Here is a 26,793-nt window from a genome sequence, read left to right as displayed (position 1 = left end):
CTACATCTTCACATTATCAATATTATCTTTCATCTCCCAATCGATAAGCAGGTAGTTTGGATCAATGCCGGCGCGGCCGGGTTTGCGTGGCACCGTTACCGTGATCGTCTTTTTAGTGGAATTTATATAATGCTTCTTCAAGTATAGCGGCTTGCCCAGCTTTTCACCCTCTTTTGCAGCGGCGAAGACACCAATTTCTATCCAATCTTTCATTGGTAATTTAGTTTCTACTCCTATACTGTCTACCATAAACTTCCGTGCCTGCACATTGAATGTTACCTGCCAGGCACCTGTTTTAGTCTGCTTCGCGGTGGCCTGCTCTGTCTTGAGTTCCCAGAAAGTATTCTTCTCAAAGAGATCGTGCAACAATGACTGAGCCGAGTCAGGTGTTACTGCCCGTAGTTCTTGGTATAGGTCAAGAGAGGTCGGTAGCGGTGGCGTTCCTGATTTATGCTTCTCCAGCAAACGGTGCAGCGCAAGGTTTACTTTCTCCCTGCCGATATACCTGCTCAGTGCATACAGCGCGAATGGGCCTTTACGGTAGTTGTGGTACCAGTCGGTGGCCCGAAGCAGCGGTACTGCCGCCTTAGTACGTGGGGTTTTATATTCCTCCTGTAAGAACCTTTGTAGCCGCCGAAGATGCTCAGGTTCATATTTCTCTTCCATAACCCCCATGGCAGAATACCAGGCAAGGCTTTCTGAAAGCAGCCCCGCCCCTTCTACATTTGCCGGGTCAACCTGGTTGCCCCACCACTGGTGCGCTACTTCATGAGCCACCACCGCTGTTACCAGATCAAAGCCTCGTTCGTCCTTTTTAGGGTTCAAAAGGAAAAATCCCTCCTGAGCCGTAATATTAATGGGAGCTGCGTGGTTTCCAAAATCATATCCTGGGTACGACACAAACCTGATCTGCCGGTGCGGGTACTTACCAAACTGTTGCGTATAATATTCTAATGAAGACTGAACGCTCTGTATCATGCGCTCCAGGTTCTCTGTCTGGCCAGGGTCATAGTAAATCTGTATGACTACATCCTTCCACCGCCTTTCATGCACCGCGTAGTTGGCAGAAAAGAAGTTGTATTCATTTTTGATGGGAGCATCAGTTACATAATGGAAATACTTTCGGCCGCCTTTGGTCCAGGTCCGGCGCAACGATCCCGGCGCTACCACAGTCTGATCACCACTAGTACCCACCACCGCTTCAACAGAGATCCGCTCGCTAAATGGTGCGTCTTTGCGTGCTTCCTCATCATGCAGAGAGGGAGTTACGGGGCGGTGAGCGAGTCCATATTTTTTTCGGGCGCCTGCATCATCGAGTTCCCGATATGACTGATACCCAATGGCAGGCAACCATTCATAATTCCGGAAGTTGGTCCCATTGGCGATCACAGAAGCGTCTGCTCCGTTGTTCGCAAAGCCGCGAGTCATAGAGTATATCTCAAAACTGAGTCGCAGCGAGTCACCGGGCTGGAGCGATTCGGCAAGCTTATAAATCTGGTGACCCAGCCCTTTATCGGTAAGTACCTGCGATGCTGCCCGGTCAAAGGCAACTTTGGTGGTTTGAACTCCCGCAGTAGTGGCCAGATGGATGGAATCAATAGCGGATTTTGTGTTGTTTACCAGAAAATAGGTGCCTCGTATCTCTACTTCCCGCCTCTCCGGATAAATCTCAACGTGTAGCTTAGTACCTGTTAAGCGTGGCTGAGGCCGATATTTATACTTGTTGTGCCGTTGCTCATAGGCTGCCCGCTGCTTCATAGCATCAGATGCGGAAGTATAGTCGTTGAGTACATTGGTATTATAGAAAATGAAGCTGCCCAACGTGAGAACAAGCCCCACTGAGACAACGGTAACTAACACCGTGGAACGGCTAAAACGATGACGGGCAAGATGGAATCTGGGAGCTAAACTTCCATCCCGACCCCGCACCCAGAGCAACTTCGCTGCCACAGCCACCAGTAACGCCCAAGCCACCCAATATAGTTTGAACCACAGCCACGGCGCCAGGGAAGTGCCATACCCCGCCATATCTGTGTATGACCATTTTGGGCCGGCTCCATAAATAAGGAGCTTGTGCTCAACGCCCAGATTAGGGGCAAAGAGTATAAACCCGTAAACCAAGAGTGCCACCAAATGAGCCACGAATTTTTGGTTGACCAACACGTGCACAAAAAGAGCCAGCAGGGCGAAAATTAGGCAATCCACCAACTGTAGCCCAAAAATACCTTGCAGGTAAAGTTCTATCTCTGCACTACCACCCATGCTCTTTTGTGATAGTATACCTGCCGTGAACAGAAATACCAGCCATACCACAAGTATAAGACTAAGAGCCAGAAACCTGCTCAGGAAAAGAACCCATTCCGGCACCGGTGTGGCGTTGGCAATCTCGCTCAGGCCTGTCTCCCGTTCCCTCCACACCAGCTCCCCAGCATAGAAAATAGTAAGCAGGGCGATGATGATCCATAAGAAATCCAGTTCCGCCAGGGGCGCCGTCAGGAGATTTAGAATATAGTCGGTTCTGGGCAGCAGGGGAACACCCTTGGCCTTCAGGTTTCCGTACAAGGCTATGCCCGACATCAGGGCCAGGGTTGCCAACAGAGGAAGTCCCGCTAAACTCCTGGCGAGTGGCAGAAAGGCTTTCCAGGTAATGAGACGTAATTGGCGCAGCTGCGTGGCAAAGCCGAAAGTTCCCCTGATCTGCGGCAAGGCTTTCCCTGAACCATAGTTTCCCCACTTTAAACCTGCCACCGTTATTTGTGGTTTGTTGGCTGGCTTCCGTCTTTGACCAGTTTCCGGTAAACTAAACCGAAAACGGGAATAGGTAAGTGTCAGCATCCCGCCGGCTATAGCCAGCCACAGGAGGCGGTTTAGAAGCAGGGTACCCTCCAGCGCGAGCAGGCGCGTATTCTTTTCCAGCGGACTCCATTCATTAGACAGCTGACTTTGGATTGGGGTGAAACCGACGGGATCTATTAAATTTCCCCATTCCCCCTTGTCCTGCAGAACTTGCCCTAAAATGAACGCCGCCACAAAAAGGATGGCCCCACCCAAGTAGCTGGCCATAGCCCGCCGGGTGAGCGCCGCCAGCGAGAACTGGATGGCTGTAACAATAAGCGTGTTGGGTAGAATAATAAACAAAAAGGTAGTCAGATAGGCTGATAACCTAAACGGACCTAAAATCTCATGTTCTACACCCGTGCAATACAGAGCAATCAGGATGCCCAAAGGAATGCCAAACAGGATGATGAAATTGAGACCTAAAGCCGACAGGAACCTACCTCCCAGATAGTCGGCTTTGCTGGTGGGTGCAGTGTAGGTAAGAGAGAACATGCGCGTCTCCACATCGCGTGCCGCTGCATCCCCCGCTACCGATGCGCCTATCAATAGCCACGCAACAGTGCATAACACGGTAACCGCCCCAATCACGATGGGCGCATTAACCAGGAAATAACCGTCCCGCGCATCATGGATGTAATTGCCTATCATCCATAGAAAAGCAAGGACCAACTGAACCAGGAAGTATAGCCAGGTTGTAACGTTGCGTAACTGGTAGTTGAACTCCAGGTGAAGAATTTTCCGGAACTTCATAGTTGTACCTCCTCTTTTACTTGCTGGGGTTGCCCATAATTGCCTGTCATGGTAGAGAAATAAACATCCTCCAAGTCCGGTTCCGTCAGTTCAAAACCATTACCTGGATTTTCCTCACTATAGATATGGACCATGGTACGCCCGCTCAGGAGTTTAGCAGAAATGACCTGGTGTTCCTGCTCCAGTTCAGGAAGGGCATTCTTATCCATTAGTTTGCGCCAGATTCTGCCATTCAGAGACGCTACTGCTTGTTGGGTATTTGCCTGTAACAGTATTTTACCTTGGTTGATGATGGCCATGTTGGTGCATAGTTCTGATACATCTTCCACGATGTGGGTAGACAGAAGCACCACGCTATTCTCGCCTACTTCGCTCAACAGGTTCAGGAAACGTACACGCTCAGCTGGGTCCAGGCCAGCCGTTGGCTCGTCCACAATCAATAGCTTGGGGTCGCCCAGCAGCGCCACCGCTACCCCAAAGCGTTGCTTCATCCCGCCTGAAAAGCCTCCCAACTTCTGTTTGCGCTTATCCCAGAGGTTGGTTTGTCTGAGCAATCCTTCCGTCACTTCCTTTCGGGAGACTCGGTTAGTAATGCCTTTGAGCACGGCAAAGTAGTCCAGCATTTCTTCCGCGCTCACTTTAGGGTACACACCAAACTCCTGGGGCAAGTAACCGAGTGTTTGGCGAACCTGCTCTTTCTGGTTTAACACATCTAAGGTACCAAGACTTATACTTCCTACGTCGGGTTCCTGCAGTGTGGCCAGCGTACGCATGAGAGTAGACTTTCCGGCTCCGTTAGGGCCCAGCAAGCCGAACATGCCCTGCGGAATGTCTAGGGTAATATTGCTCAACGCCTGCACACCATTCGCGTAGGTTTTAGAGACATTGCAGATGGACAGGTTGACTGGGTGATTTTCCATAGTTCTGATCATTTTATACTTTTTTCCAGCAGAGAGTGGGCATCTTTACAGATCCTGCTAACTCATTTTCAGAATAAAGGAAACTGTACCAGAACAGAAAACAAAAAGCGATATGCTGCTGCTGTAAAGTAATCGACTAATTGCTGTTTTGCATCCGCCAAAACGCTTGCAGAATCAATTGGCGATTTCGCAGATTGGTATCAGGCTCCTGCCGAGTAGGTAGTAATGGAGTGGCAGGAAAAAATATATTTGTCTTATGAATCGAATTAAAAAGGTATTCACGCTGATCCACATTGGTCTCTGGATCCTGTTTAGCCTGCTGATAGCTTTACAACTAAGTCAGGATACTACCTATTGGCTTACCTTAACTTTCGCAGTTATCCTGACAACTTTGTATGTTTTTTACAGCCATTTCTTTCTCCTGACCCGCTATTTAGGCAAAAGAAAAAAGGGTGCTTATTTCCTCAGGCTGGCAGGAATTATGCTGACTGGTCCTGTTCTATACATCCTTTTACATCCCAGAAGGCTGGATACTTTCGACCTTTTATTGGAGTACTATCCTATTTCTCTGATCTCAATTGTAGTTCCCTTTATCTTTCTTAGCTGGCTGGCCAGAATCACAGAGAATCTGGTGCTCAATACGATCAGGAAAGAACAACTGGAGAAACAAGCTGTAGAGGCTGAACTATATTATTTAAAGTCACAGATCAATCCGCACTTCTTATTCAATACCCTCAATAACATCCATACTTTAGTTTACAAACAAGCTGCTACTGCTCCGGAAGCAGTCCTTCGTTTGTCTTCGTTAATGCGCTACATGATCTATGAATCTAATTCTCTAACGGTTCCGCTCTCAAGGGAAATGAACTACCTACAGGATTATGTGAGTTTGCAGCAGCTCCGTTATAAAAACAGTCCGGTGGTAGGCTTGGAAATAGAAGGAGATACAGAGTCCTGTCACGTTGCCCCTTTGCTGTTCATACACCTCATGGAGAATGCCTACAAACACAGCCCTGCACGACTGGAACCAGGTGCTATAAAAGTGAGTGTAGAGATAAAGGAAAATACCCTTACCTTCCGTATTCAGAACCCAATCGGAAACAAGGCGGGCACCGCTTTGGAAGAACCGGGTGGTATTGGTCTGCCAAATGTTCGTAAAAGGCTGGCTTTGTTATATCCGGGTCAGCATAACCTGGAGATCTGTAACTCGGGAGAAATGTTTATAGTTACTTTAAAGATTCACGGTCTTCATTCACAGGTTCATGAAAGAGAAGCTCACCTGCTTTATAATTGATGACGAGCATCTGGCCCAGGAAATTCTGGAAGAGTATATAGCGAAAGTTCCATTCCTGGAGCTGAAAGGCACCTTTATGAGTCCCTTGGAAGCAGCTGCCCAACTGGACGAAGATAAGCCCGACCTGCTTTTCCTGGACATTAACATGCCTGACCTGGATGGACTCAGTTTCATCCCAATGCTGAACCCTAAGCCCATGATCATCCTGACGACTGCTTATGATCAGTATGCTCTGAAAGCTTTTGAGCTGGAAGTGAAAGATTATTTGGTAAAGCCTTTTTCGTTCGAACGTTTCTATAAAGGTGTATTGCGCTTGTATCAGGAAGCAAGCTTCAAACAGCAACCTGAGGTGAAGGAAATAAAAGCAGAGTCAAAGCATGAACAGGAGTATATCTTTCTGAAGGTTGGCCATCGTATCCAGAAAATTGCGACGCGCGATATACTTTTTGTAGAGGGCATGAAAGACTACCTGCGTATTCATACTTCTAAAGAAAAGATCATGACCCTGCTGAGTTTTGCTAAATTGGAAGAACTGTTACCTGCCCAGGACTTTGCCCGCGTGCACAGGTCTTTTATGGTTGCAATTGATAAAATAGATCACATTGAAAAGAACAGGATCTGGATTGCAGAACAAGTTATACCGATTAGTGACAGCTACAGTGAGAGTTTTTACAAGAAATTGAGAGGATTGACATAATAAACAAACTACTCATATCCTTTCTTCTCCTAAATAGCCAAACTTATTTTCTCGTTACTGATGCTAAACTATAGCTGCGTGGCATTAAAGGTATCTCCCTGATTCACATCACCTGTCTCGAAGCCTTTTCTGAACCAGCGTACCCGTTGGGCCGAAGTGCCGTGAGTGAAAGAATCTGGCACCACTCTTCCTGTGGCTTGCTTTTGTAGACGGTCATCGCCGATGGCACTTGCTGCATTCAGCGCTTCTTCGAGGTCGCCGGGCTCCAAGAATCCTGTTGAACGTTGGGTATGATGCGCCCACACACCTGCATAGAAATCAGCCTGTAGTTCTACTCTTACCATAAGTTTGTTAAATTCAACTTCTGATAGCTGGCCCCGCATGGCATTTACCTTTTCCATTGTACCTGTAAGATTCTGAATATGGTGACCTACTTCGTGACCAACCACATAGGCTTGCGCAAAGTCTCCTTCAGCACCCAACTTGCTTTCCATTTCTCCAAAAAAGCTAAGATCGATATACAATTTTTCATCTCCGGGGCAGTAAAATGGTCCTGTGGCTGAAGAAGCAAGCCCACAGGCAGAGTTTACCTGTTCTGAAAACAGCACCAGGGTAGGTTCTCTGTACCCTTGTAATAGCTTGTTCCAGACATCTTCGGTATCTGCCAGCACAACGGCTGTCTGATCGGCCAGCGCCTGCTCTTCCGGGCTTGGCTGGTAAGTCGTTGACTGGGCATACTGTGGTTCTCCACCCACAAACTGCTGCAGAAGTGCTATAGGGTTTGTTCCTGTTAAAAACATCAGCAGCACCAGCACCGCCACAATAATCAACCCCACTTTCGAGAAGAGGAGCCGGAATAAAGGTATAAGCAACATAGGACTGATGCCTCTGCCACCTCCCCCGAAACCACCTGCTGATTGGCCTCTACGGTCTTCTATATTGCTGCTTTTTCTTCTGCCTTGCCATTTCATAATAATCTTTTTTAATGCAGTGAATGCTGGTAGATCTACTTGTGTTCCACCCTGTCACTGCAAGTCTATAACTATATCCGAACAGTATAACGGCAGGAAGCTTTACTTGGATGCTCTTAATTCATCAGATTGATGCTCGTACTACTCATCTACTTACTTTAAAACCATAGAGCAGTCAAATCTTTATGAAATAGATTGATAATTCCAGTCTTTGCTCTACTAAAGTATAGAAGCCACTCTACATTAAATAGCACTGCTTCTTTAGTTAGATAATTATCCTCTTTGATCAGAAATATAGAACCTTACCAAACCAGTGAGACATAGTTGCTTAAGAAGTATAATCTAAGCCCACTGATCTATTATTGTAAGCTATAGGGTAAACGACAGTATAGATGTGATCATCTTTTAAATAGTGCTACCAGTAATTAACTGACACTCTTACTGAAATAACAAGTGAAGATAGTAGCTACTACTTACTGTATTAATACGTACTTCCCTGAAAAAACTACCTGATTTAATTCCCTAAATAAACTACTTCATATACCAGCCGTAACGGGTAAAAAAAAATTGTATGATTTTACCACCATTCTTAAAAGCTGGAGATAAGGTCGGAATAATCAGCACCAGTAATTTCACAGAGAAAGAATATATAGACCAGCTAGTCAATATTCTGGAAGGGTGGAAACTGGTACCTGTATTAGGCAAATCCATTGGCCCACGTAAAGGAAGCTTTGCAGGATCTGACAAACTTCGTGCAAGCGATTTGCAGCAGATGTTAGATGATGATGAAATCAAAGCTGTACTTGAAACGATGGGTGGCTATGGAATAGCCAGAGTGATAGATCAGGTTGATTTTAACAAGTTTAAATCTAAACCAAAGTGGCTCGTTGGTTACAGTGATACAACTTTTTTGCATTGTCATGTGCAAGGCATGTTAAGCACTGCCACCATACACGCTACCATGGCCGTAGATCTCAAAGGCGGGTATAAATCAGGTTCTTGGGAGTCTCTGCGAAAGGCATTATTCGGGGAGCCACTTAGCTACCAGGTAAAGCCGCACCCGCTCAACCGGGAAGGTAAAGGTGATGCCATGTTGGTAGGTGGAACAATCAGTATTTTATGTAATGCCAAAGGGACTAAATCTGAAGCTAACACAAACGGCAAAATTCTTTTTATGGAGGAAGTCGGCGAAAAATACTACAGACTGGATAGCTATCTTACCTCTCTAAAGAGTGCCGGCAAGTTTGATTACGTCAGGGGTTTACTGGTAGGTCAGTTAACTGATATACAAGAAGATGATCCGCCTTTTGGAAAGACACCTGAAGAGATAATCCTGGATGCAGTAAAAGAGTATGACTTTCCGGTTTGTTTTGGTTTTCCGGCTGGTCACAGTGGCGTAAACAAAGCCATGATTTTTGGGGCACCTGTACATATGGCTGTTACTGCTAAGGGTACTACTGTTCGTTTTGATATCTAAGTATAATTCCTTAAACATTGGCTGAATACTATGCCTGTAACCTTTATACTTTCCTGTGAACATGCAGGAAACGAAGTTCCTAGCAGCTATGAACACCTGTTTAAAGGTAAAGAAGAAGTGCTTTACACTCACAAAGCAATAGACTTTGGAGCATTGCAATTAGCAGAACATTTAGCAGCTGAATTGGAGCTTGCTTTATATTACCCCAGCACTACCAGGCTCCTTGTAGAGGCAAACCGGTCTCTGGAAAATGAAGAGCTATTTTCAAAGTATACCAAAAGCTTACCATCAGAAGAGAAAAAACATATACTGGATAGTTATTATTTTCCGCACAGGCAGCAAATAGAGGAAGCAGTTGGAAAGGAAATAGCTGTTGGAAACCGCGTAGTACATGTGGCTGTCCATTCCTTTACTCCTGCTATGGATGGAGAAGTGCGCAAGGCCGATATTGGAATCTTATTTGATCCGGAACGTACAACTGAAAAGAAGCTTGCTAAAAAACTGAAGACAGAACTTTTATATCAAAACCATAACCTGAAAGTTTTATACAATTCACCTTACCCAGGAACGACAGATGGTTTGCCAGCCCACCTCCGGAAAATATTTCCGGATGAATTTTATTCTGGTTTCGAATTGGAAGTCAACCAAAGATTCTATCTAAGTGGTAATACTGAGGTTTGGGAAAAGCTAAAAAATGTAGTTTCCACTGCTTTCAAAAAAGCAATCAACTGAGTTGATAAAAGTATATAATTTTTAATCTCTTGCCGATCATGAAGTAGTTTTAAAGCTCTTTTGTTACTTACCAGGCTAGTTCTAAAAATACAAGCATAGGTAGAGGGGCGTTTAATACATTTCATGCTGGTTAATAAGTGCATAGTTTGTAAACCTCAGAATAATGGCCGTATGCCTTTACTTATCAATTTAGTTTTTAATAAAAGTAAAAGCCAGCTTAATCCTGAAATATAGGTTATAGTTAGTTTTGCGTTCTGCAGTTTTCCAATTTCAGCTCAATTGCCATACAAGTCAGGGTATTATTAGCTGGCGCCTGATCGTCGTCAGGCCTTAGCGGCAACTTGGCTTTAAAGTATTTATATGCGGTATACTGGCTTCGTATATCTGCAACGCTGGCTGATGTTATCTTGTAAAGTATAGGCAGGTATTCTTAACGCATGGTTATTACATCACGTTTAGGTCAGCGCGTCTTGTGAGGTGCAGTTAATGGCTTAAGTATAAAGAAGTCCCTTTTTATTAAGACCCTGGAATTGTTTAAAAGGATCAGTTATACTTTAAAAATAATAAAGTATAACTGATCCTTTTATTTGTGTAGTGCCTGCTTTATATAGGTATAGAGATGATGACCTGTGTACCCTTACCTGATGAAGGTACTGAAATTTCAAAGGTACCATTTAACAATTTAACCCTGTCTCTAATGCTGCGCAGCCCTATTCCTTTATGTTCTGTTACCGCTGCTTTCATACCAATACCGTTATCCCTCACTTTTAAATAAACCAGATCTTCCTCCTGGTAAAGCAGAATTTTAGCTTCAGTAGCCTTAGAATGCTTCAGGATGTTGTTGATTAATTCCTGGCTAATGCGGTACAGCACCAGTTCATAATATGTATCTAATGCTGTTTCAAAGTTTTCTATTTCACACTCTAATTGCAGGCTCTTGTTTTTAAGGCTCCCACACATATCCATTATTGCTCTCTTCAGGCCAAAGTCTTTCAGAATTAAAGGCACCAATTCATGCGAAACCCTCCTGATCTCACTTATAGCATTTAGCAGCAGCTTATTCAGTTTTTGCACATACTCTCCCGGCACTTCCTTAACCAAATCTTCTACATGCAATTTTGTAGCATACAGTATTTGTGCGACACCATTATGTAAAGACTCTGAAATACGACTGCGTTCTTCTTCCTGAGCTTCCAGTATGGCTATAAGCAGCTCTTTTTGCTGCTGTAACTTTGAATTCAGGTGTTTTAGTTCTGCATTTTTTCGCTCTGTAATGTCCAGGTTGGTTGCTATCAGCCCATCCTTTAACCGTACAAACATGCAGGAGAACCACTTGTTAAAGCCATCATAGGGGAAATAATATTCCGTTCCTTTTGGTTGACCTGTCTCCATAACCTGCAGCATTATATCAAACAGGCCAGTAGTTTTTATACTTGGGTATTCTTCGGCGTAAAGCTTACCAACCAGATCCTTACGTCCTGTTTCCTTTTCAAGCTCTTTATTAACCAGCTCAATCCTGAAGTCAAGGATATTGCTCTGTTCATCCCGTACTGCCTTCAGGATAGACATTTCTATCAGCGTTGTATCAAAAACAGTTTGAAGCAGCTGTTTGCTTTCATGAAGCTCATGTGTGCGCTCGGTTACCTGTTGCTCCAACGTTACATTCAGGTTATGAAGTTGTTGTTCGGCCTGTTTGCGCAAGGAAATGTCACTAGCTGTTCCGAACCACTCTATAATATTTCCTAGGCAATCTGTGACCGGTATAGCGCGGGATGATATCCAGGCAATAGTGTCATCTGATTTGATTATTCTATGCTCCAGTTCAAAGATGCTCTTTGTCCGGATGGCTTCCTGTATTGCTGCAGCAACTAATGGCCTGTCCTCTGAAGGGATGTACATATCAACCCAGGAATCACCGGATTCTTCGGTATCAGGCAGAAAGTTTTTATCAGTCAGTTCGTGCATACGGCTCAAGTCCGCATTCATTTTATAGATGATATCGGAACTTGCAGTAACAAATAACCTGAATTGCTCTTCTGACTGGCGTAATGCTTGTTGCCCTTTTTTGTGCTCGGTGATATCAGAGAAAATAACAGCAACTTTGTGTTCGGCAGGATCTCCGATACGGAAAGCATAAAGTGAGAAAACACGTTGGAGAGCTTCAGAATCTTCCTCGAATCGGCGTGGAATACCTGATTGAGCAACCTGGTTGTAAATGTTTATCCACTTCGGCTCTATGTCTGGGGCCAGTTCACGGATGGTTTTACCTTCTGCATTCTGTAAGCCGTTGTTGCGTTCAAAGGCCTGATTTACCTGCAAGTAACGGAAGTCTATAGCTTTGCCGACTTCATCATACAACATCTGAATGATGCAGTAGCCTTCGTCCATGGAGTCGAACAGAGTGCGGTACTTTTCTTCGCTCTCACGCAAAGCTTCTTCTGTTCTTGCCCTTTCTACCGCTGCCCAGGTGCGTTCGGCGGTTTCCACTGCCAATTGCACGTCCACCTCTGTCCAAACCCGTGGGGTCGATTGCACCAGACAAAGGATACCGGCCACTTTCCCGTTTTTGATCACCGGCACATCCACAAAGGAGACCACCTGCAACTGAAGGCACAGGTCGCGCAAGGACTCGTCGAGCAGATGGGTGGAATGGGCGTCGTTCACTATAACAGGAGCACCGCCGTCAATCACTTTTTTAAACAGGGCAAAGGAGCTCAGAGGGTAGTTTCCGGCAGCGGACTGCAGCCCTACCCTGCGGGCATCGCGCCTAATGATGGAACTGTCGCCTTCAATGGTGCAGTAATAACACCGGTCAACACCGAAGTGCTCCATCGCCAAGGCGGTAATGGTTTCTTCTATTTCGATGGAGGTGCCCCTGGAGCGAAGGGTATCATTTATTCTGAACAAATATTCCTGCTGTTGCTCCCGTTGTTTGCGTTCGGTGATGTCCTCGAAGACAACCGCTACCTGCCGGCTACCCTCTCCGCCAATCTGGGAAGCAAAAACATAATACCAACGTTGGGTGGGTTCGTGCCAGTTTTCAAAATATGTAGATTCTCCTGTTTTAGCTACCTTGTCGTAGATTTCAAGCCAATATTTTTCTGTGGCCAATGAAAGCTCACTGTGCAACATGCCTACTACGTCTTTTAATCCCGTTTGCTTTTCGTAGGCAGGGTTTACTTCCACCCAGCGGAGGTCTACCGGCTCCCCCTTATCGTCGTACACCAGTTCATAAATACAAAAGCCTTCATCAATGGCATTGAAAATTGAGTAGTACTTATCAGTGAATCTTTGTGCTATCTCGTCTTTAAGGAAAAGAATTTCCTGCTCGGTTCTTTTGCGCTCGGTTATATCAACTGTAGTCATTACAAAGCCATCGCCCAGTTTGGCAAGAGTTTGAAAGAACCAGCCGTCGAATTGTTCGAAAGCATAATGCTGTTCATGGTCCAAAGGCACACCTGTTTCCGTCACCTGGATAAACTTTTCGAACAAGCCGCTTTCGATGACACCTGGGTTCTCCTGCAACATCCGCTTGCCAACCATTTCGACTCCATGCTGCTCCTTCCACCTTTGATTAGTATATATCCAGACAAAGTCAATGATCTTACCTTCTTCGTCCCTAACCGCCTCAAATGCCTGTACCACCTGCAAGGTTGTGTCAAGGGTAACCTGCAGGAATTCTTTTGTGCTAATAAGCTCCTGCTCTGCATTTTTGCGTTCGGTTATGTCAAAATAAGTCACCAGCAACACATCGTTCAGTTTTTGAGCAAATACCTGGGCCCACACCGGAAAGCCGAAGGAGGATAAATCTACCTGATCATGGAACTCTTCGCCAGTTTCAATCACCCGGGCATAGTATTGAAAAAGGTCAGAGTTTTGCGCTTCAGGAAATTCCTCTGTGAAAAATTTGCCGGTAAGTGAACTGCGGTTTACAGATTTTAAGGTTTGCTCGTTTGTGTATGTGTATTGAAAATCTATTATGGCATTTTCTGAATTCCGTACCGGTTTCAGGAGCATGATACTGCTTGCTGTATTGTTCAGTACAGACTGAAACAATGCTCTACTTTCCTCAAGCTCTTGCTCGGCTCTTTTGTGCTCGGTTATATCTCTTGTGGTTGTGGCAACACCGTCATACATCTTTACTGTTGACTGAAAGAACCAGCCATCAAATTGTTCGTGCACATAATGCCGCTCGCTCTGGTCAGGGATGCCGGTTTCCACTACCTGTTTAAAAGTATCAAATATGCCTGTCTCCACCACGCCCGGGTTATACTCCAGCAGGTTTTTTCCGAGCACATCGCCATAGATCTTTTCGGAAGTATGGTTATTTAAGATCCATTTAAAGTCGATGATCTCACCATTCTCATTCCGAACTGCTTCAAACACCTGGATCATGTCGAGGGAGCTGTCGATGGTGGTTTGCAGCAACTTACGGCTCTGCTTTAATTCCTGCTCTGCTTTATTACGGTCTGTTACATCCTGCACCAGCCCGATCAGTTTTATCGCCTCACCAGCATTGTTACACTCTACTCTTCCCCGGGCTTCCAGTGTTCTCCATTCACCATCTGCGCGGCAAATGCGGCGGTTGTAGTAGTATGTGGATTTATCCTGTATGGCCTTATCAAGTATAGCTTTTACCAACAGCACATCATCGGGGTGGGTATGCTCGTCAAGAAATGCTAATGTCGGCACAAAGGTGTGCGGCTCTTCGCCAAACAGCCGGTACATGCCATCGGAAAAACGGAAGGACATGGTGGCGACGTTCAGTTCGTAGCTACCCAGTTGTGCCACCTCTTCGGTTGCCCGTAACAGGGCTTCCCGTTCTTCTACCTTTTTCTGGGCCTCTACATGTTCTGTAATATCCTGTATGGTGCCATAGACCTTGTAAGGCGTTCCCTGCTCATTATTCAATATCTCTGCCTTTCGCTGTACGAACCGCACGGTGCCATCTGCCCGTACAATCCGGTGGATCAGGTGCAGGTGATCTCCTGTGGTAAGGGTATGGTGTATGGCCTCCCGAGATTCCTGCCAGTCCTCCGGATGGAAGAAAGAGTACATCCTGTCCAGGGTGACAACCTCAGACTGTGACTCCAGACCATGAATGCGATACCATTCCTTAGAGCAGGTAATGATATTTTCAGTCAATAAATGCTCAAAGCTGCCTATTTGCCCCATTGTCTGTGCATCCTTCAGGTGGCGAAACTCCCGAGCCAGTTTATTTTCTGTTAAAATCTTTTCTGTTACATCTTCTACCTTATGGATGATGTACTGTAGCTGGCCCTGTTCATCGAGCACGGGCGTGTTCAGCGGCAGCCAGTATTTTACTACAAAACCACCACCCAGTTCAGCAGACTGGGGTACATCGTATTGCTGAATAGCCATGCGGTGGGGCTTATTAGTCTGCCTTACCCGGTCTAAAGAAGCACGAAGATTTCTAACAGCATTGGCACCAGGTGCAGCGGGGTTGTCGGGAAATACATCAAATAGGTTCTTGCCAATAATGCTCTTTCGCTTTGTAAGCGTAGCTTGTAGGTAGGCATCACTTACCTGGCAGATAGTATCATCAGGATATAGAATGAGATAAGGGTCGGGAATGTTTTCTACCAGTTCAGATAACCTCTGACTGTTTTCCTCACATTTTTTTAGAGCTTGTTCACTTTTTCTCTGGAGCGTAATATCCCGGTTAATTACCAGAACGCTTTGCACTGTACCATCTGCGGCCAGCTCAGGAAGCAGCTGAGACTGAAAAATAAGATCTCCTGCTTTTGTAGCAAAGTCGAATTCATACGTAAGGGGTTGGGCCGTTTCAAAAACTGCTTTTAGCTTTTTCGTACAGGGGGTGGGTATTTCAGGCTGGCTGAGCTCCAGTATTGTTTTACCTAACAGCAAATCTTCCGTGATCCCTATACTTTCGGTAAAGGATTGATTTGCGAAAATGAGCTTAAACTCTCTATTCCACTGTGATATTGCGTCCTGAGACTTTTCAATTACAAGGCGGAATATATCTGGAGTATGATTCATTTTAACAATTATGACAACTATCTCAATTGCGGGCTAATAATTAATAGGACGCAAAAGGCTGTGTGATAAAATCTACGATACAAAACTATTATTGAAGCACGCTGTAAGAGCGCACTATGATTTATAGTTCTATACCCTGGTAAGCTATAAAGAAGATTAACGCATCAAACCAGAACCTGCAGAAACTGGCTCTTCTGCAAGCCATTACGAAGTAGTATAGTTTGTTAGTTGCATACTTCTCTAACAAAGTATAAAAGTATCCTATTTGAGGTAGTGCTAAATTTCAGTTATACTTTTATTCCCTACAATTACTTATGCATTAGCAGTTGTGTGATCCAGTTTATTAACCAACCAGTAAAAGTCTATTAATAGATAGTGACCTGATAAATCCTGATGACAGCTGAACAAAGTATAAGCAGTTTTAACTCTTGAAGTATAAGAAACAAAAAGCTGCCAGGAACAGCCCCCTCCTATTAGGAAGCTTTGTACACATTAAGAGAAAACATACTTAGTTAAAATTAAAGACCATTTTTTACAGTCTTGGGTAATTCTGAATTACTTAGTGATTACAGCGCTGCTTTTGCCGTGGTCGATTTTTGGGAAACAATCATAACAAATTTAGCCCGCTGTTTATTTTTCTTCTCCAAAACTTTTAAAGCAGATCGGAGACTCTCTGTAGCACTTTGCTTTTGTTTTCTGGGCTTCGCTAAACGATAATTATGATAAAGGCATACTTGCTGTGTAGGATGCTTTAAAACAAAACTCTCCACTTCCCGATCTCGAATACAGGCAACTTCATTAAGATACACAATCCGGTATCCATCCTCTGAATACTTTCCCGTTGCTGCATACGCTGACTCAAAATTTGGGAAAGCAGCTACCAGGTATCCAGTTTTAAGATTAATGTTATTCAATTTATGTAGTAGATATAGTAATAAGACTGTAGTACCGGAACCTCCAAACCCAGGTTCTTGCCGCTAACAACCGGTGTATGTACAAACTTTTATACTTTGATGCTGTGCAATCTGTGACAACGCAGCACTATTTTTAGTAACAAATTCAGCTATTTACCAACAAATACTTAAAGCCAGCAATAACTACAGGGTTGCTCTTAAAAGTATAAGCAGCAGGCAGAAAAGCATCAGACACTTTGGAGCTTTTCTGCTACCACATGCTATTATCTGCGACATTATTACAGGTCTTTTCCGTCGCTTTTATCCTCGTTAAAGGCAGGAATAGTGTAAGTTTTACCATTGCCCAGCAGGTGCATCTTCAGGTCAAAAATGGAAAACGGATCGCCTGGTTTTATGTCGTAGATATCGGTCTTGCTGATGTCCATGCCATCGAGAATAGTGACCAGTCCGCTGCCTACCACTTCTATTTCTCTTCCGTTTTTTACCAGTATAGCCGTGTCTTCTTCCAGGCCAATGCCGATGCAGGCCGGGTTCTGCGCCACCACCTGCGCCATACGGATGATGCGGCCCCGGTCGATGAAGTGGGTATCAATGGCTACGTTCTTGAGCAGTTCCAGCCCGGCGGTGGAGCTTACCTCGTCTTTCAACATGCCTCCTTGTGCTTCTCCTTTGTAGATCATGTTGGTAGACATGGCCGAAGCTCCCGCACTGGTACCGGCTACCACTATCCGTTCTTTGGTGTAGCGTTGTTTGATGCGCTCCAGGAAAGGGCTTCCGCCCAGTATAGAAGTAAGCCGTAGCTGGTCTCCGCCGGTAAACATAATGCCGGCAGCTTTATCGACCAGTTTTATGTTCTCCGGGTCTTTGGCATCCTGGCGGGTTTCTATATCCACTACTTTCACGTTACTGACTCCCAGGCTTTGGAATAACTTTACATAGTCCTGTGCTGCCGGTACAGGATCGCTGGAGGCGGCCGGCACCACCACCACCAGCGGATTACTTCCTTTGAGTTCTTCTACAAAGCGCTTTAGTATCTGCTCGCTGATAAAGCTGGAGTTTTCCTCCTGTGACTCAGGACGCTTTTCTTCACTCTTGCTTTCTTTTCCGCCTATAGCCAGCAATATGCCCTGGGGTATGGGTAAGCCCAGACTATTTGTCTTCTTTTTCGGAGATTTATGTTGTGTTGCCATACTTCCTGCTGTGGTTTAGGGTGCTGCTTGTCAGCAATATACCTTATACTACCTGTCGCTACAGAGGTTTGAGTTGTAGCAACACCTGGTAATTATAGACAGCTGCACACGATTTGTAACAGGTTTTGTTAGTGGGCAGATAACCTAAACGATGTGGGAATTTGAATTTTATACTTTACAGGTTGGGTAATGAATTACTTTAAATTCCTTGTTAAAAGTTCTGTAACTCCATACTTCTGATTACTGGAAACATAAAACAAAGCCTGCTATTACAGCAGGCTTTGTTTACTTAATTACCCTTACAGGATAGATTAATAAGAACACACCTTACCTAATGCACCGCAGCTAACTCTGATTTGCTGTATTCTTCGCTAACACGTTTCTGCAAATCAGAAGAAACCGGAGCATAGTCTGCAAAATGGCTGCGTATAATGGCTCTGCCCTGGCTCAGGTTACGCAGCGAAGCCTGTAGTTTATCCAGTTCAGCCTGTGGCACACGCGCCTTTATCACCTGATTATCGTTTTCTGTCTCCATATTTAAGATCATCCCTCTTTTGATCTGTAACTCAGTCATCACATCTCCCATCAGAATAGCAGGCACCAGCACCTCCACTTCAAATACCGGCTCCAGCAGTTGTGGCTCCGCATGCATAAATGCATCCCTGAAAGCCATCATTCCCGCAATTTTAAAAGAGATATCGTTACTGTCCACAGGATGCATTTTACCATCATACACACTAACCCGCACATCTCGCACATAAGATCCGGTCAGGGGGCCCTGTTCCATCTTTTCCATCACGCCTTTAAGTATAGACGGCAGAAAACGGGCATCTATAACCCCTCCTACAATGCAGTTATTGAATACTAGTTTACCGCCCCAGGGTAATTCAATAGTTTCAGTTTCTCGTACAGGGTATTCTTTCAGTGGCGGCATTCCTTCGTAATAAGCTTCCACCTTCATCGATACCTCCCCGAACTGACCTGCTCCACCGGACTGCTTTTTATGACGATAAGTAGAAGTGGCAGCCCGCTGTATAGTTTCGCGATATGGTATTTTTACTTTCTGGAACTCGACTGACATTTTATACAGGTTCTCAAGCCGCCATCTGGTAATAGCTAAATGCAGTTCACCTTGTGTAGCAAGTATAAGTTGTCTTAGTTCTTTGTCATAAGTAACTTCTATAGTAGGATCTTCTACATGAACCTCATTTAATATCTCGCCGAGCTTTTCCTCGTCCTGCTTGTTGGTTACAGCAACAGCCACCCGCATTTTAGGCTCAGGGAACACAACAGGCCGGATACTACCCGTAGCACCCTTGCTGTTTAATGTATGGTTGGTGAGCGTATTTTTAAGTTTTAAGGTACACCCTATATCCCCAGCCTTCAATTTTTCAACAGGATTACGGTTCTTTCCGTCGGCAATAAATAACTGGCCTATCCGCTCCATAGTATTCGTTTTTTCATTGAATAACTCCATGCCTACTGCCACTTCACCAGCCATTACTTTAAAGAATGACAACCGTCCCAGCCGTGGCTCTACCAGTGTCTTAAAAAAGAAGAGCCGTGTAGGAGCCGCAGGATCGCAAGGCACCTCCTGCCCGTCCTCAGTTACTTCCGGAGGCGCTTCGATAGCTGAAGGCGCTACATTATCTATAAAGCCCATCAGGCGACCAGAGCCCATATCTTTTTTTGCTGATAAGCAGAAGACCGGAAACACCTGATGTTTCATCATGCCTATTTTCAGCCCCTGACGCATCTCATCTTCATCCAGCGTGCCTTTTTCAAAATACTGCTCCATCAGGTTTTCGTCATTCTCTGCCGCTTTTTCAACTAATTCGTTGTGCAGCAAATTGGCTCGTTCTGTCTCGCTGTCGGGTATAGGCAGTTTCTCTGGTTTGCCACCATCCGCAGGAAACTTATACATTACCATTTTAAGCAGGTCAATGATACTGTCAAGGCCTGAACCCGTACGCAACGGATATTGCATAACGGTAACAGCATGCCCGAAAAACGATTTAGCTGCTTCCAGTGTCTGGTTAAAGTGTGCTTTATCTGAGTCAAGTTGATTAATGGCAAGTATAGTTGGCTTGTTATACTTGTCTACATAATTCCAGAGAAGTTCGGTACCCACCTCCACGCCTTGTTGTGCATTTAGCAGAAGTACAGCAGTATCACAAACCCTGATAGAAGTAATAACTTCGCCTATAAAATCGTCCAGACCCGGGGTGTCTATAATATTGATTTTGTAATCGCGCCACTCAGTGTGCAACGAGGTGGCATAAACGGAGCTTCCGCGCTCGTGCTCTACCTCATGGTAATCTGATATGGTGCTGTTCTCCTCTACTGCGCCACGCCGATGGATGATGCCTGCCTCATAGAGCATTGTTTCGGCAAGGGTAGTCTTGCCGCTTTTCGCAGAGCCAATCAGCACCACGTTTTTGATGTGTTTTTCGTCGTAGGTTTTCATGCAGGAAGAATTAAATGATTACCTTTTTATCAAATCAGAAATATTAGACGGGCAAAACCCAGCAAATCAACAAGTTGATTACTTCTTCCTTATAAGTAAATAAACAAGAAAAGTTTATTTTTATCTATATAAAATCCTAGTAAAAGTATGTCATATCAAAACTCTCAGTCTATTACTAGAAGGTTCTTTTTATATGCCTAAAGATCAGAGTAAATAGTGCAGATGATCAGTAGGTTATTTTTGACCTGGAAAGCTGTTTGTAGCTGTTTTATACTTGTAAGGTTTCAATAGCTATCAATCTCCTGATTGATACTTCAAAAGTGATCAAAATAACATTTTCAGTTTTCAGTTCCTGTGCTTCTGAAAAGCACCAGAAAAAAAAGCAAGCATAAAAGTATAACATGCTTTTTCATGATATTAGGAACAGGTTATTTGATGGGCAATAAAAGAATCTAAAGTATTAATTTTCAACGGCAGCTAATTATCTAAGGTTATTCCAAGTATAAATATGTGTGTTAGTCAGTTATCTGGTAAAAGTCAGTTAACATTCTCATCTATCTAAAAACAAAAGCCGCCCTGAGGGGTATCAGAGCGGCTTTTGTTTTTAGAGCAGGCTATGCTTTACTTTTTCACTTCCTCGCCTGGGTGGTACGTTGCTTTTGCACGCTTTTCAACATCTTCGCGGTAAAAAGCCACATCTTTAAACTTCACGTCGGCATAACGTTGAGCCTGGTCGTCGAAGTGCGGTGAGTTCGGGTCGCCGCTCTGACCGCCAGCCAGCATGCTTTTTGCCTTTACTTTATCGCCGAATTCTACAACGGCCACAAAGCTGTTGCCCGATGTACCGTAAAGGCGCTTGGTGTTGTAAGAGTTAGAACCATAAGAGGCCAACGCACCCCAGTTTCCGGATGCCATACCTATCGGCAGGCTTGGCTTGCTATCATCAAACACCTGCTTGATGTCACCGTTAAGGCGCTGGTAACGGTTTATCTCGCCCCACGGTGTGTTCCACTTGCCAAAGTCCTTTTCCAGTTGCGCTATCGTTTGGCTGAAAATTTCCAGACTTTCCTGCTCTGGTGCTTTGTTTGTGTAGTAATCGAAACGCTCCATCAGGCCCATGTTTTTAGGCGCACTGCCATTTTTGGTTAAATTGGTCGCATAAAAATGAGCCAGCGACATCGCCACCGATTCTTTTGACACTGCATAATCCCACTTTCGCATTACCTCAATTGCTTCCTTCAGCTTCGGGTCGTTTGGCTTCTGCTTATCATACGCTTTCACAAGTCCCGGTATCAGCACTTCAAAGCCCGGCAGGTATGGGTCGTAGGCCAGTTCAATCAGTTTGTCTAGCGTCAGGTTGTCTGCTTTTTTGAGCAGGCGAATAGCGTGCACACCACGGAAATTCTCTGGTGCCGGCGCCATGTAAACCGGGTAATCTTCTTTCTTAGGGCTATACTCTCCGGCACTGGTAAACGGAGTGGAATTACAGTTTTGTATCCAGCCGTTTGGCGGGTTGATCACGCGTATAGTTTCTTCCAACGTATGCAGACCGTTCCAGTCGGTTTTAGGGTTACTGCCATCTACGGGTTTTGAGTAGTCAAAAGAAGTGTCGCGACGCGGGAAGAAGTTGCCGTGGTAGTAGGCAATGTTACCATCAGCATCAGCGTAAACAGTGGCGTTAGAGGAGTTGGTGCGCATTTTCATCATCTCGTTAAACTCCTGCAGGTTGGTCTGTTTGGTGCGGATGTAAGACTGCGTCAGGGCTTCTACTGGCTTCCACATCAGGGCAGTGGCTACCCATTTGTTGCCGTTCTGGTGCGTGATCGGTCCGTGATGCGTGCGGTAGGTTGTAAAAGTTTTCTGCTTTACTTCGTTTCCGGTCTTGTAAGAAAGGGTTACTTCAGAAGTGGTAACCGGGCGAAGCTCATCGTCATACTTGTAAAACAGCTTCCCATCTTTCTTCACTATAGTTTCTTCGAACTCATCGATCACATCAGAGTAAGCGGAAGTATGCATCCAGCCAAGCTTTTCGTTAAAGCCCTGGTACACGAAGAACTGCCCCCAGGTAACGGCGCCATAAGCATTTAATCCTTCTTCGCTTACTGCATGTACTTCTCCACGGAAGAAAAAGGAAGTATGGGGATTTATGAGCAGCATGGCATTGCCCGAAGCCGTGTGTTTTCCGGAGATAGAGAATCCGTTAGAGCCCTTTGGCTCGTCAAGTATAGCCGGGTGCACCAGGCCGGTTCCGTAGCTGTTGTAGCCTAATGACTTCTGACTTTCATAAAATGCTTTTATCCTCTCAGTGGATATACTTTCGATATCGCCACCAATAGAGCCTTCGGTAAAGTACATCGGCATCCAGGGCTCGAAGCGCGTCAGCAGCTTCGGTTTTACTTCGGGGTGCGTGTGCAGGTAATAGTTAATACCATCGGCATAAGCCTGGCAAAGTTTCTTCAACCATTCCGGGCTCTTTTCATAGTTCTGGATAGCTTCCTCTTTGCTCATGTACAGTTTTGCACGCAGGTCGCTGTACAGCATTTCCTCCCCTTCTACCTCTGCCAGCCGACCAATTGCCCACAGGTAATTGCGCTCTACGCGGTTAAAATCATCTTCGCACTGGGCGTACAATAATCCGAAAACAGCGTCGGCATCAGATTTTCCGTACACGTGCGGCACGCCAAAATCATCGCGGATAATGGTAACACGCGCCGCCTGCTCTTCCCATTTCTTTACCTCGGTGTTCGAAACAGTTTGTTCGTTTACCGAGCAGGAGAACAGGAAGGTGATAAAAAGGAGCACCGGTAACGTACTCTTTATAAAATATTTCATAGGTTGATTAAAGAAGAATTAAATGAACTTCCAATTTAATTAGAATAACCAAAATATGCATAAATCATAGTTACTGATTAAAGCAATCCGTGTTAGTACTTAGCTTCAAGTAAAAGCAGGATTAAAAATACATGTTTTGAGTTATCTTAGAATCCTGAAGCGGCATCGTCTCCCCGTGGATCTGCACCTGCTTCCAGTTTCCCGTTAGGCAGCACCAATATGGCATCCACTCTGCCATAAGGACTACGTTGTTCAAGCTTGTATCCTTTGTTTGTAAGTATAGCCCGTACCTCAGTAGAAATAGCGTCAGGTTCATGTTGTATCACATCGGGTAACCACTGGTGATGGAATCGCGGCGCAGATACAGCCTGCTGCATGGTCATGTTATGTTCCAGCACATTAACTATAGCCTGAAAAACAGAGGTAATAATAGTAGAGCCACCCGGCGTACCCACTACCATAAACAGTTTACCATCCTTCTCAAGTATAGTTGGTGTCATAGAGCTTAACATGCGTTTAGTTGGTGCAATGGCGTTGGCTTTGCCTCCTACTAATCCAAACATATTCGGTACGCCCGGCTTCACACTAAAGTCATCCATCTCATTATTTAATATAAAGCCTGCACCCTCCACAACTACTTTTGAGCCATAAGCCCCGTTAAGCGTGGTGGTAGTAGAAACGGCATTACCTGCAGGATCTACGATACTAAAGTGGGTAGTCTGCTCAGACTCGTAAACAGGTAACTGGCCAGCTTTTACTTCAGATGAAGGCGTAGCTTTATCCAGTTGCATGGTACTCATGCGCATCGTCAGGTAACTCTTATCCAGTAACTCCCTCTTCGGAACAGCTACAAAATCAGGATCACCCAGGTATGTGGCACGGTCTGCATAAACACGGCGTTCTGCTTCTGTTATCACCTGTACTTCTTCAGCGCTTTGCCACCCACTCTTTCGCAGATCATAAGGCTCTCCCATGGTCAGTAATTGCAACAAAGCTATACCCCCGCTGGATGGGGGCGGCATAGAGATCACTTTGTAATCTTTATAGTTTCCTTCTACCGCTTCCCGCCAAACCGAAGTATAGTTTTCCAGGTCCTGTTTTGAAATGATGCCCCCTCCACGTTTCATTTCCTTTACCAGCAATGCTGCAGTTTCGCCCGCATAAAATCCATCTCGGCCTTTATCACGGATACGCTCTAATGTACGGGCAAGGTCCTCATGGCGTAGTGTATCGCCGGCTTTCCATGCTTGTGGCCGTACCAGGTAAGGTTTATGCCTGTTATTTTTAAGTATAGCTTCCTGTGTTCTGTTTAATCCGTCGGCCTCTTTTGGTGTTAACACCACTCCGTTACGCGCCAGGTCAATGGCTGGCTGAACGAGCTCGTTCCAAGGCAGTGAGCCTAGCTTCTGATGCAGCTTCACCATGCCGTCTACAGTTCCGGGTACACCAGCCGCCAGGTGTCCATCTGTACTCAAACCTGTTACTACATTGCCTGCACTATCCTGGTACATGGTTTCTGATGCTGCCAACGGTGCAGTTTCGCGGTAATCCAATGCCCCTGTCTCACCTGTTGCACTTCGGTAAATCGTAAATCCGCCGCCACCTATGTTGCCTGCTACCGGAAAAGCAACAGCCAGCGCAAACTGAGTCGCAACGGTGGCATCATAAGCATTGCCTCCTCTTTTCATAACTTCCATACCTATGCGGGAGGCCTCCGGATGAGCTGATACCACCATGGCTTTGTCTGCAATATAACCTCGTGCATGAGCAGTGGTATCTGTAACTGAATGGGTAGCACAATTGCTAAAAAGGAAGAGACAGATAGTAAACAGCAGCCATAGTTTACATAAAGCTGCTTTCGTAAGATTTTGATGCATAGGCTTTCTGGTTTATCCCGGATTAATGGTACAGGTTACGCAAAATCATTTAGCTAAACAACAGCATTACAGGTAAAGGGTGCTTTAATTCTAAAGAAATGCCTTCTCTGAGACCAAGCATAACTATACCTGCATACAGGTTATTTCTATCATTCTATACTTTAAATGATATGATTCTTTTGCGTTTACAAACAGTTGTACCTGCGAATTGAAAACATTTTAAAAGAAAAGCGTTTATGTGCATCATGTACAACCGCTTTACTATATTCAATATCTCCATTCCACAGAAACTGTTGCTGCTCCTTATCCTGCTGCATTCTTATGGTTGTGCCCGTAAAAACTTTTATGCTGATACTCCGGTAGTTGATTCAACTACATACCAGTTACTACAACAATCTCCAGGTAAAGTAGACAGTGTAACCGTGCAGGCGGGAAGACATTATGAGCGGGGTTTTATTTACAATGCACTTTGGGGAAAGCGATACCGGGATATCTGGGCTGCACCTGTAGAAGTAAAGGTGCTTGAGGTAAATAAAGAAAAAGGCGGACTGAAAGTAGAGAAGATTGGGGGCGGGATGCAAACTATAAGTGCATCGCTTGTAGGTGGCAATGGCAGAACTTACTCGTTGCGTTCTGTTGATAAGCGGCCTGAGGTAAAAATGCCTTTCCCGTTTCAGAATTTATTTGTTTCAGACCTGGTACGGGACCAGACTTCGGCGTTAAACCCTTATGCGGCTTTGGTGGTAGCACCGCTTTCTGAGGCTGCAGGTATCCCCCATCCTAACCCACAACTGGTTTATGTCAGGCCAAATGAAGAGGCCCTAGGTGAGCACAAAACCTTGCTTAGCGACAACCTTTATATGCTGGAGGAAAAATTTAATGATAGGCGTGCATTGGTTGGCAGTTTAAAAAGCGCAGAAAACATTGTCAGTACAAAGAGAATGCTGGAAAACTGTGCTGACTCAGATAAACACCTTATTGATCAGGTCGCTTTCGCTAAGGCAAGGCTCCTGGATCTGCTGATCGGAGACCGGGACAGGCATGAGGAACAATGGGAATGGGCAGTGTATAAAGAAAACCAGAACTACATTTACCGTCCTATCCCCAAAGACAGAGATAATGCGTTTTTCCGTTTTGATGACGGGCTGTTTTCCTGGATCCTTAGCCGCAAATGGGCGCAGCGCAAGTTCGTTACCTTCTACGGTGACTTCCGGGATGTAAAAGCACTCATGATTAAGTCAGCTTACATTGATGCCCGTGCTCTGAACCAGGTAACCGCCCTGCAATACGACTCGCTGGCTAAAGTATTACAACATGAAATTACCGACGAAGTAATAGAAAAAGCTGTACATCAGTTACCTGCCAGTGTATACCAGTTAGAAGGCAAAGAACTGGCTGAAATGTTAAAGAGCAGAAGAAACACCCTTGATAAAGCAGCCAGAGAATTTTATGAAGCCTTGGCAGAAGAAGTAACCATCAGGGGTACTGATAAAGATGATATATTTGAAGTTGAGCGCCTGAATAATAAAGAGATAAAAGTTATCGTACGCAGAAGATCAGACGGTAAAGTTACCTACCGTCGTATTTTTAATTCTTTTGTTACAGATGAAGTAAGTCTAAAAGGACGTGCAGGAAACGATGTATTCAACTTACAGGAGCAGGTGCTTAAGGGTATAAAGATTTCATTTGAAGGCGACGATGGTCAGGATAGTTTAAAGAATGTATCCGGAACAAATAAAAGGAGCAGCAAAACAGAAATACGGGATATCGAGATTAAGAAGTAAATTTAAAAGTTCTGGCTGAAGCATAACCA

The 26,793-nt window shown here is 44.9% G+C and carries 14 protein-coding genes; 5 read left to right on the top strand and 9 right to left on the bottom strand.

Annotated elements, in window-relative coordinates; genetic code table 11:
- Positions 1-3,588, bottom strand: coding sequence for an ABC transporter permease/M1 family aminopeptidase (locus tag MJ612_RS03450; RefSeq protein ID WP_187029466.1), 3,588 nt, complete (start codon positions 3,586-3,588; stop codon positions 1-3).
- Entirely contained in the window at positions 3,585-4,508 is a 924-nt protein-coding gene (locus MJ612_RS03445; RefSeq protein WP_187029464.1) for an ABC transporter ATP-binding protein, read from the bottom strand. The genes MJ612_RS03450 and MJ612_RS03445 overlap by 4 nt, the downstream gene beginning before the upstream one ends.
- Positions 4,509-4,764: 256 nt before the next feature.
- Here MJ612_RS03445 and MJ612_RS03440 point away from each other — a divergent pair, with 256 nt between their 5' ends.
- Complete coding sequence (locus tag MJ612_RS03440; RefSeq protein ID WP_187029462.1) at positions 4,765-5,802, top strand: sensor histidine kinase; 1,038 nt, start codon at positions 4,765-4,767, stop codon at positions 5,800-5,802.
- Entirely contained in the window at positions 5,771-6,499 is a 729-nt protein-coding gene (locus MJ612_RS03435) for a LytR/AlgR family response regulator transcription factor (protein WP_187029460.1), read from the top strand. Before MJ612_RS03440 ends, MJ612_RS03435 begins: the two co-directional genes overlap by 32 nt.
- Positions 6,500-6,567: 68 nt before the next feature.
- On the opposite strand, the gene ypfJ is transcribed toward MJ612_RS03435, so the two are convergent.
- On the bottom strand, positions 6,568-7,470 hold the full coding sequence (gene ypfJ, locus MJ612_RS03430; RefSeq protein ID WP_187029458.1) for a KPN_02809 family neutral zinc metallopeptidase: 903 nt from the start codon (positions 7,468-7,470) through the stop codon (positions 6,568-6,570).
- 571 nt (positions 7,471-8,041) lie between these two features.
- On the opposite strand from ypfJ, the gene MJ612_RS03425 reads away from it, so the two are divergent.
- Together MJ612_RS03425 and MJ612_RS03420 are read left to right on the top strand one after the other, a co-directional pair.
- The gene (locus tag MJ612_RS03425; RefSeq protein ID WP_187029456.1) at positions 8,042-8,947 is read left to right on the top strand and encodes a S66 peptidase family protein; all 906 of its coding nucleotides are present in this window, start codon (positions 8,042-8,044) and stop codon (positions 8,945-8,947) included.
- 30 nt (positions 8,948-8,977) lie between these two features.
- Complete coding sequence (locus MJ612_RS03420; protein ID WP_187029454.1) at positions 8,978-9,679, top strand: N-formylglutamate amidohydrolase; 702 nt, start codon at positions 8,978-8,980, stop codon at positions 9,677-9,679.
- 603 nt (positions 9,680-10,282) lie between these two features.
- Here MJ612_RS03420 and MJ612_RS03415 read toward each other — a convergent pair.
- The 6 genes from MJ612_RS03415 to ggt all read right to left on the bottom strand — a co-directional run bounded on the left by MJ612_RS03415 (position 10,283) and on the right by ggt (position 24,980).
- Complete coding sequence (locus tag MJ612_RS03415; RefSeq protein WP_187029452.1) at positions 10,283-15,700, bottom strand: PAS domain-containing protein; 5,418 nt, start codon at positions 15,698-15,700, stop codon at positions 10,283-10,285.
- A gap of 566 nt (positions 15,701-16,266) precedes the next feature.
- The gene (locus MJ612_RS03410) at positions 16,267-16,614 is read right to left on the bottom strand and encodes a hypothetical protein (protein ID WP_187029450.1); all 348 of its coding nucleotides are present in this window, start codon (positions 16,612-16,614) and stop codon (positions 16,267-16,269) included.
- A gap of 278 nt (positions 16,615-16,892) precedes the next feature.
- Positions 16,893-17,804: a cyanophycinase gene (locus tag MJ612_RS03405; protein ID WP_187029448.1), complete on the bottom strand. Its 912-nt coding sequence runs from the start codon at positions 17,802-17,804 to the stop codon at positions 16,893-16,895.
- A 331-nt stretch (positions 17,805-18,135) separates the two neighbouring features.
- Positions 18,136-20,271, bottom strand: a complete 2,136-nt coding sequence (locus MJ612_RS03400) for an elongation factor G (protein WP_187029446.1) — start codon at positions 20,269-20,271, stop codon at positions 18,136-18,138.
- A 621-nt stretch (positions 20,272-20,892) separates the two neighbouring features.
- Positions 20,893-23,103 carry an acylase gene (locus MJ612_RS03395; RefSeq protein ID WP_187029444.1) on the bottom strand — a complete coding sequence of 737 codons (2,211 nt, stop codon included), beginning with the start codon at positions 23,101-23,103 and terminating at the stop codon, positions 20,893-20,895.
- Positions 23,104-23,249: 146 nt separating this feature from the next.
- Complete coding sequence (gene ggt, locus MJ612_RS03390) at positions 23,250-24,980, bottom strand: gamma-glutamyltransferase (RefSeq protein ID WP_187029442.1); 1,731 nt, start codon at positions 24,978-24,980, stop codon at positions 23,250-23,252.
- 245 nt (positions 24,981-25,225) lie between these two features.
- Between ggt and MJ612_RS03385 the strand changes: the two genes are divergently transcribed.
- Positions 25,226-26,764: a hypothetical protein gene (locus MJ612_RS03385; RefSeq protein WP_187029440.1), complete on the top strand. Its 1,539-nt coding sequence runs from the start codon at positions 25,226-25,228 to the stop codon at positions 26,762-26,764.
- Positions 26,765-26,793 lie beyond the last annotated feature (29 nt).

It is taken from the genome of Pontibacter deserti (genome assembly GCF_023630255.1).
GTDB lineage: Bacteria > Bacteroidota > Bacteroidia > Cytophagales > Hymenobacteraceae > Pontibacter > Pontibacter deserti.
Note: the sequence above shows the minus strand (reverse complement) of the source record. Positions and strands in the feature narration are given on the sequence as shown.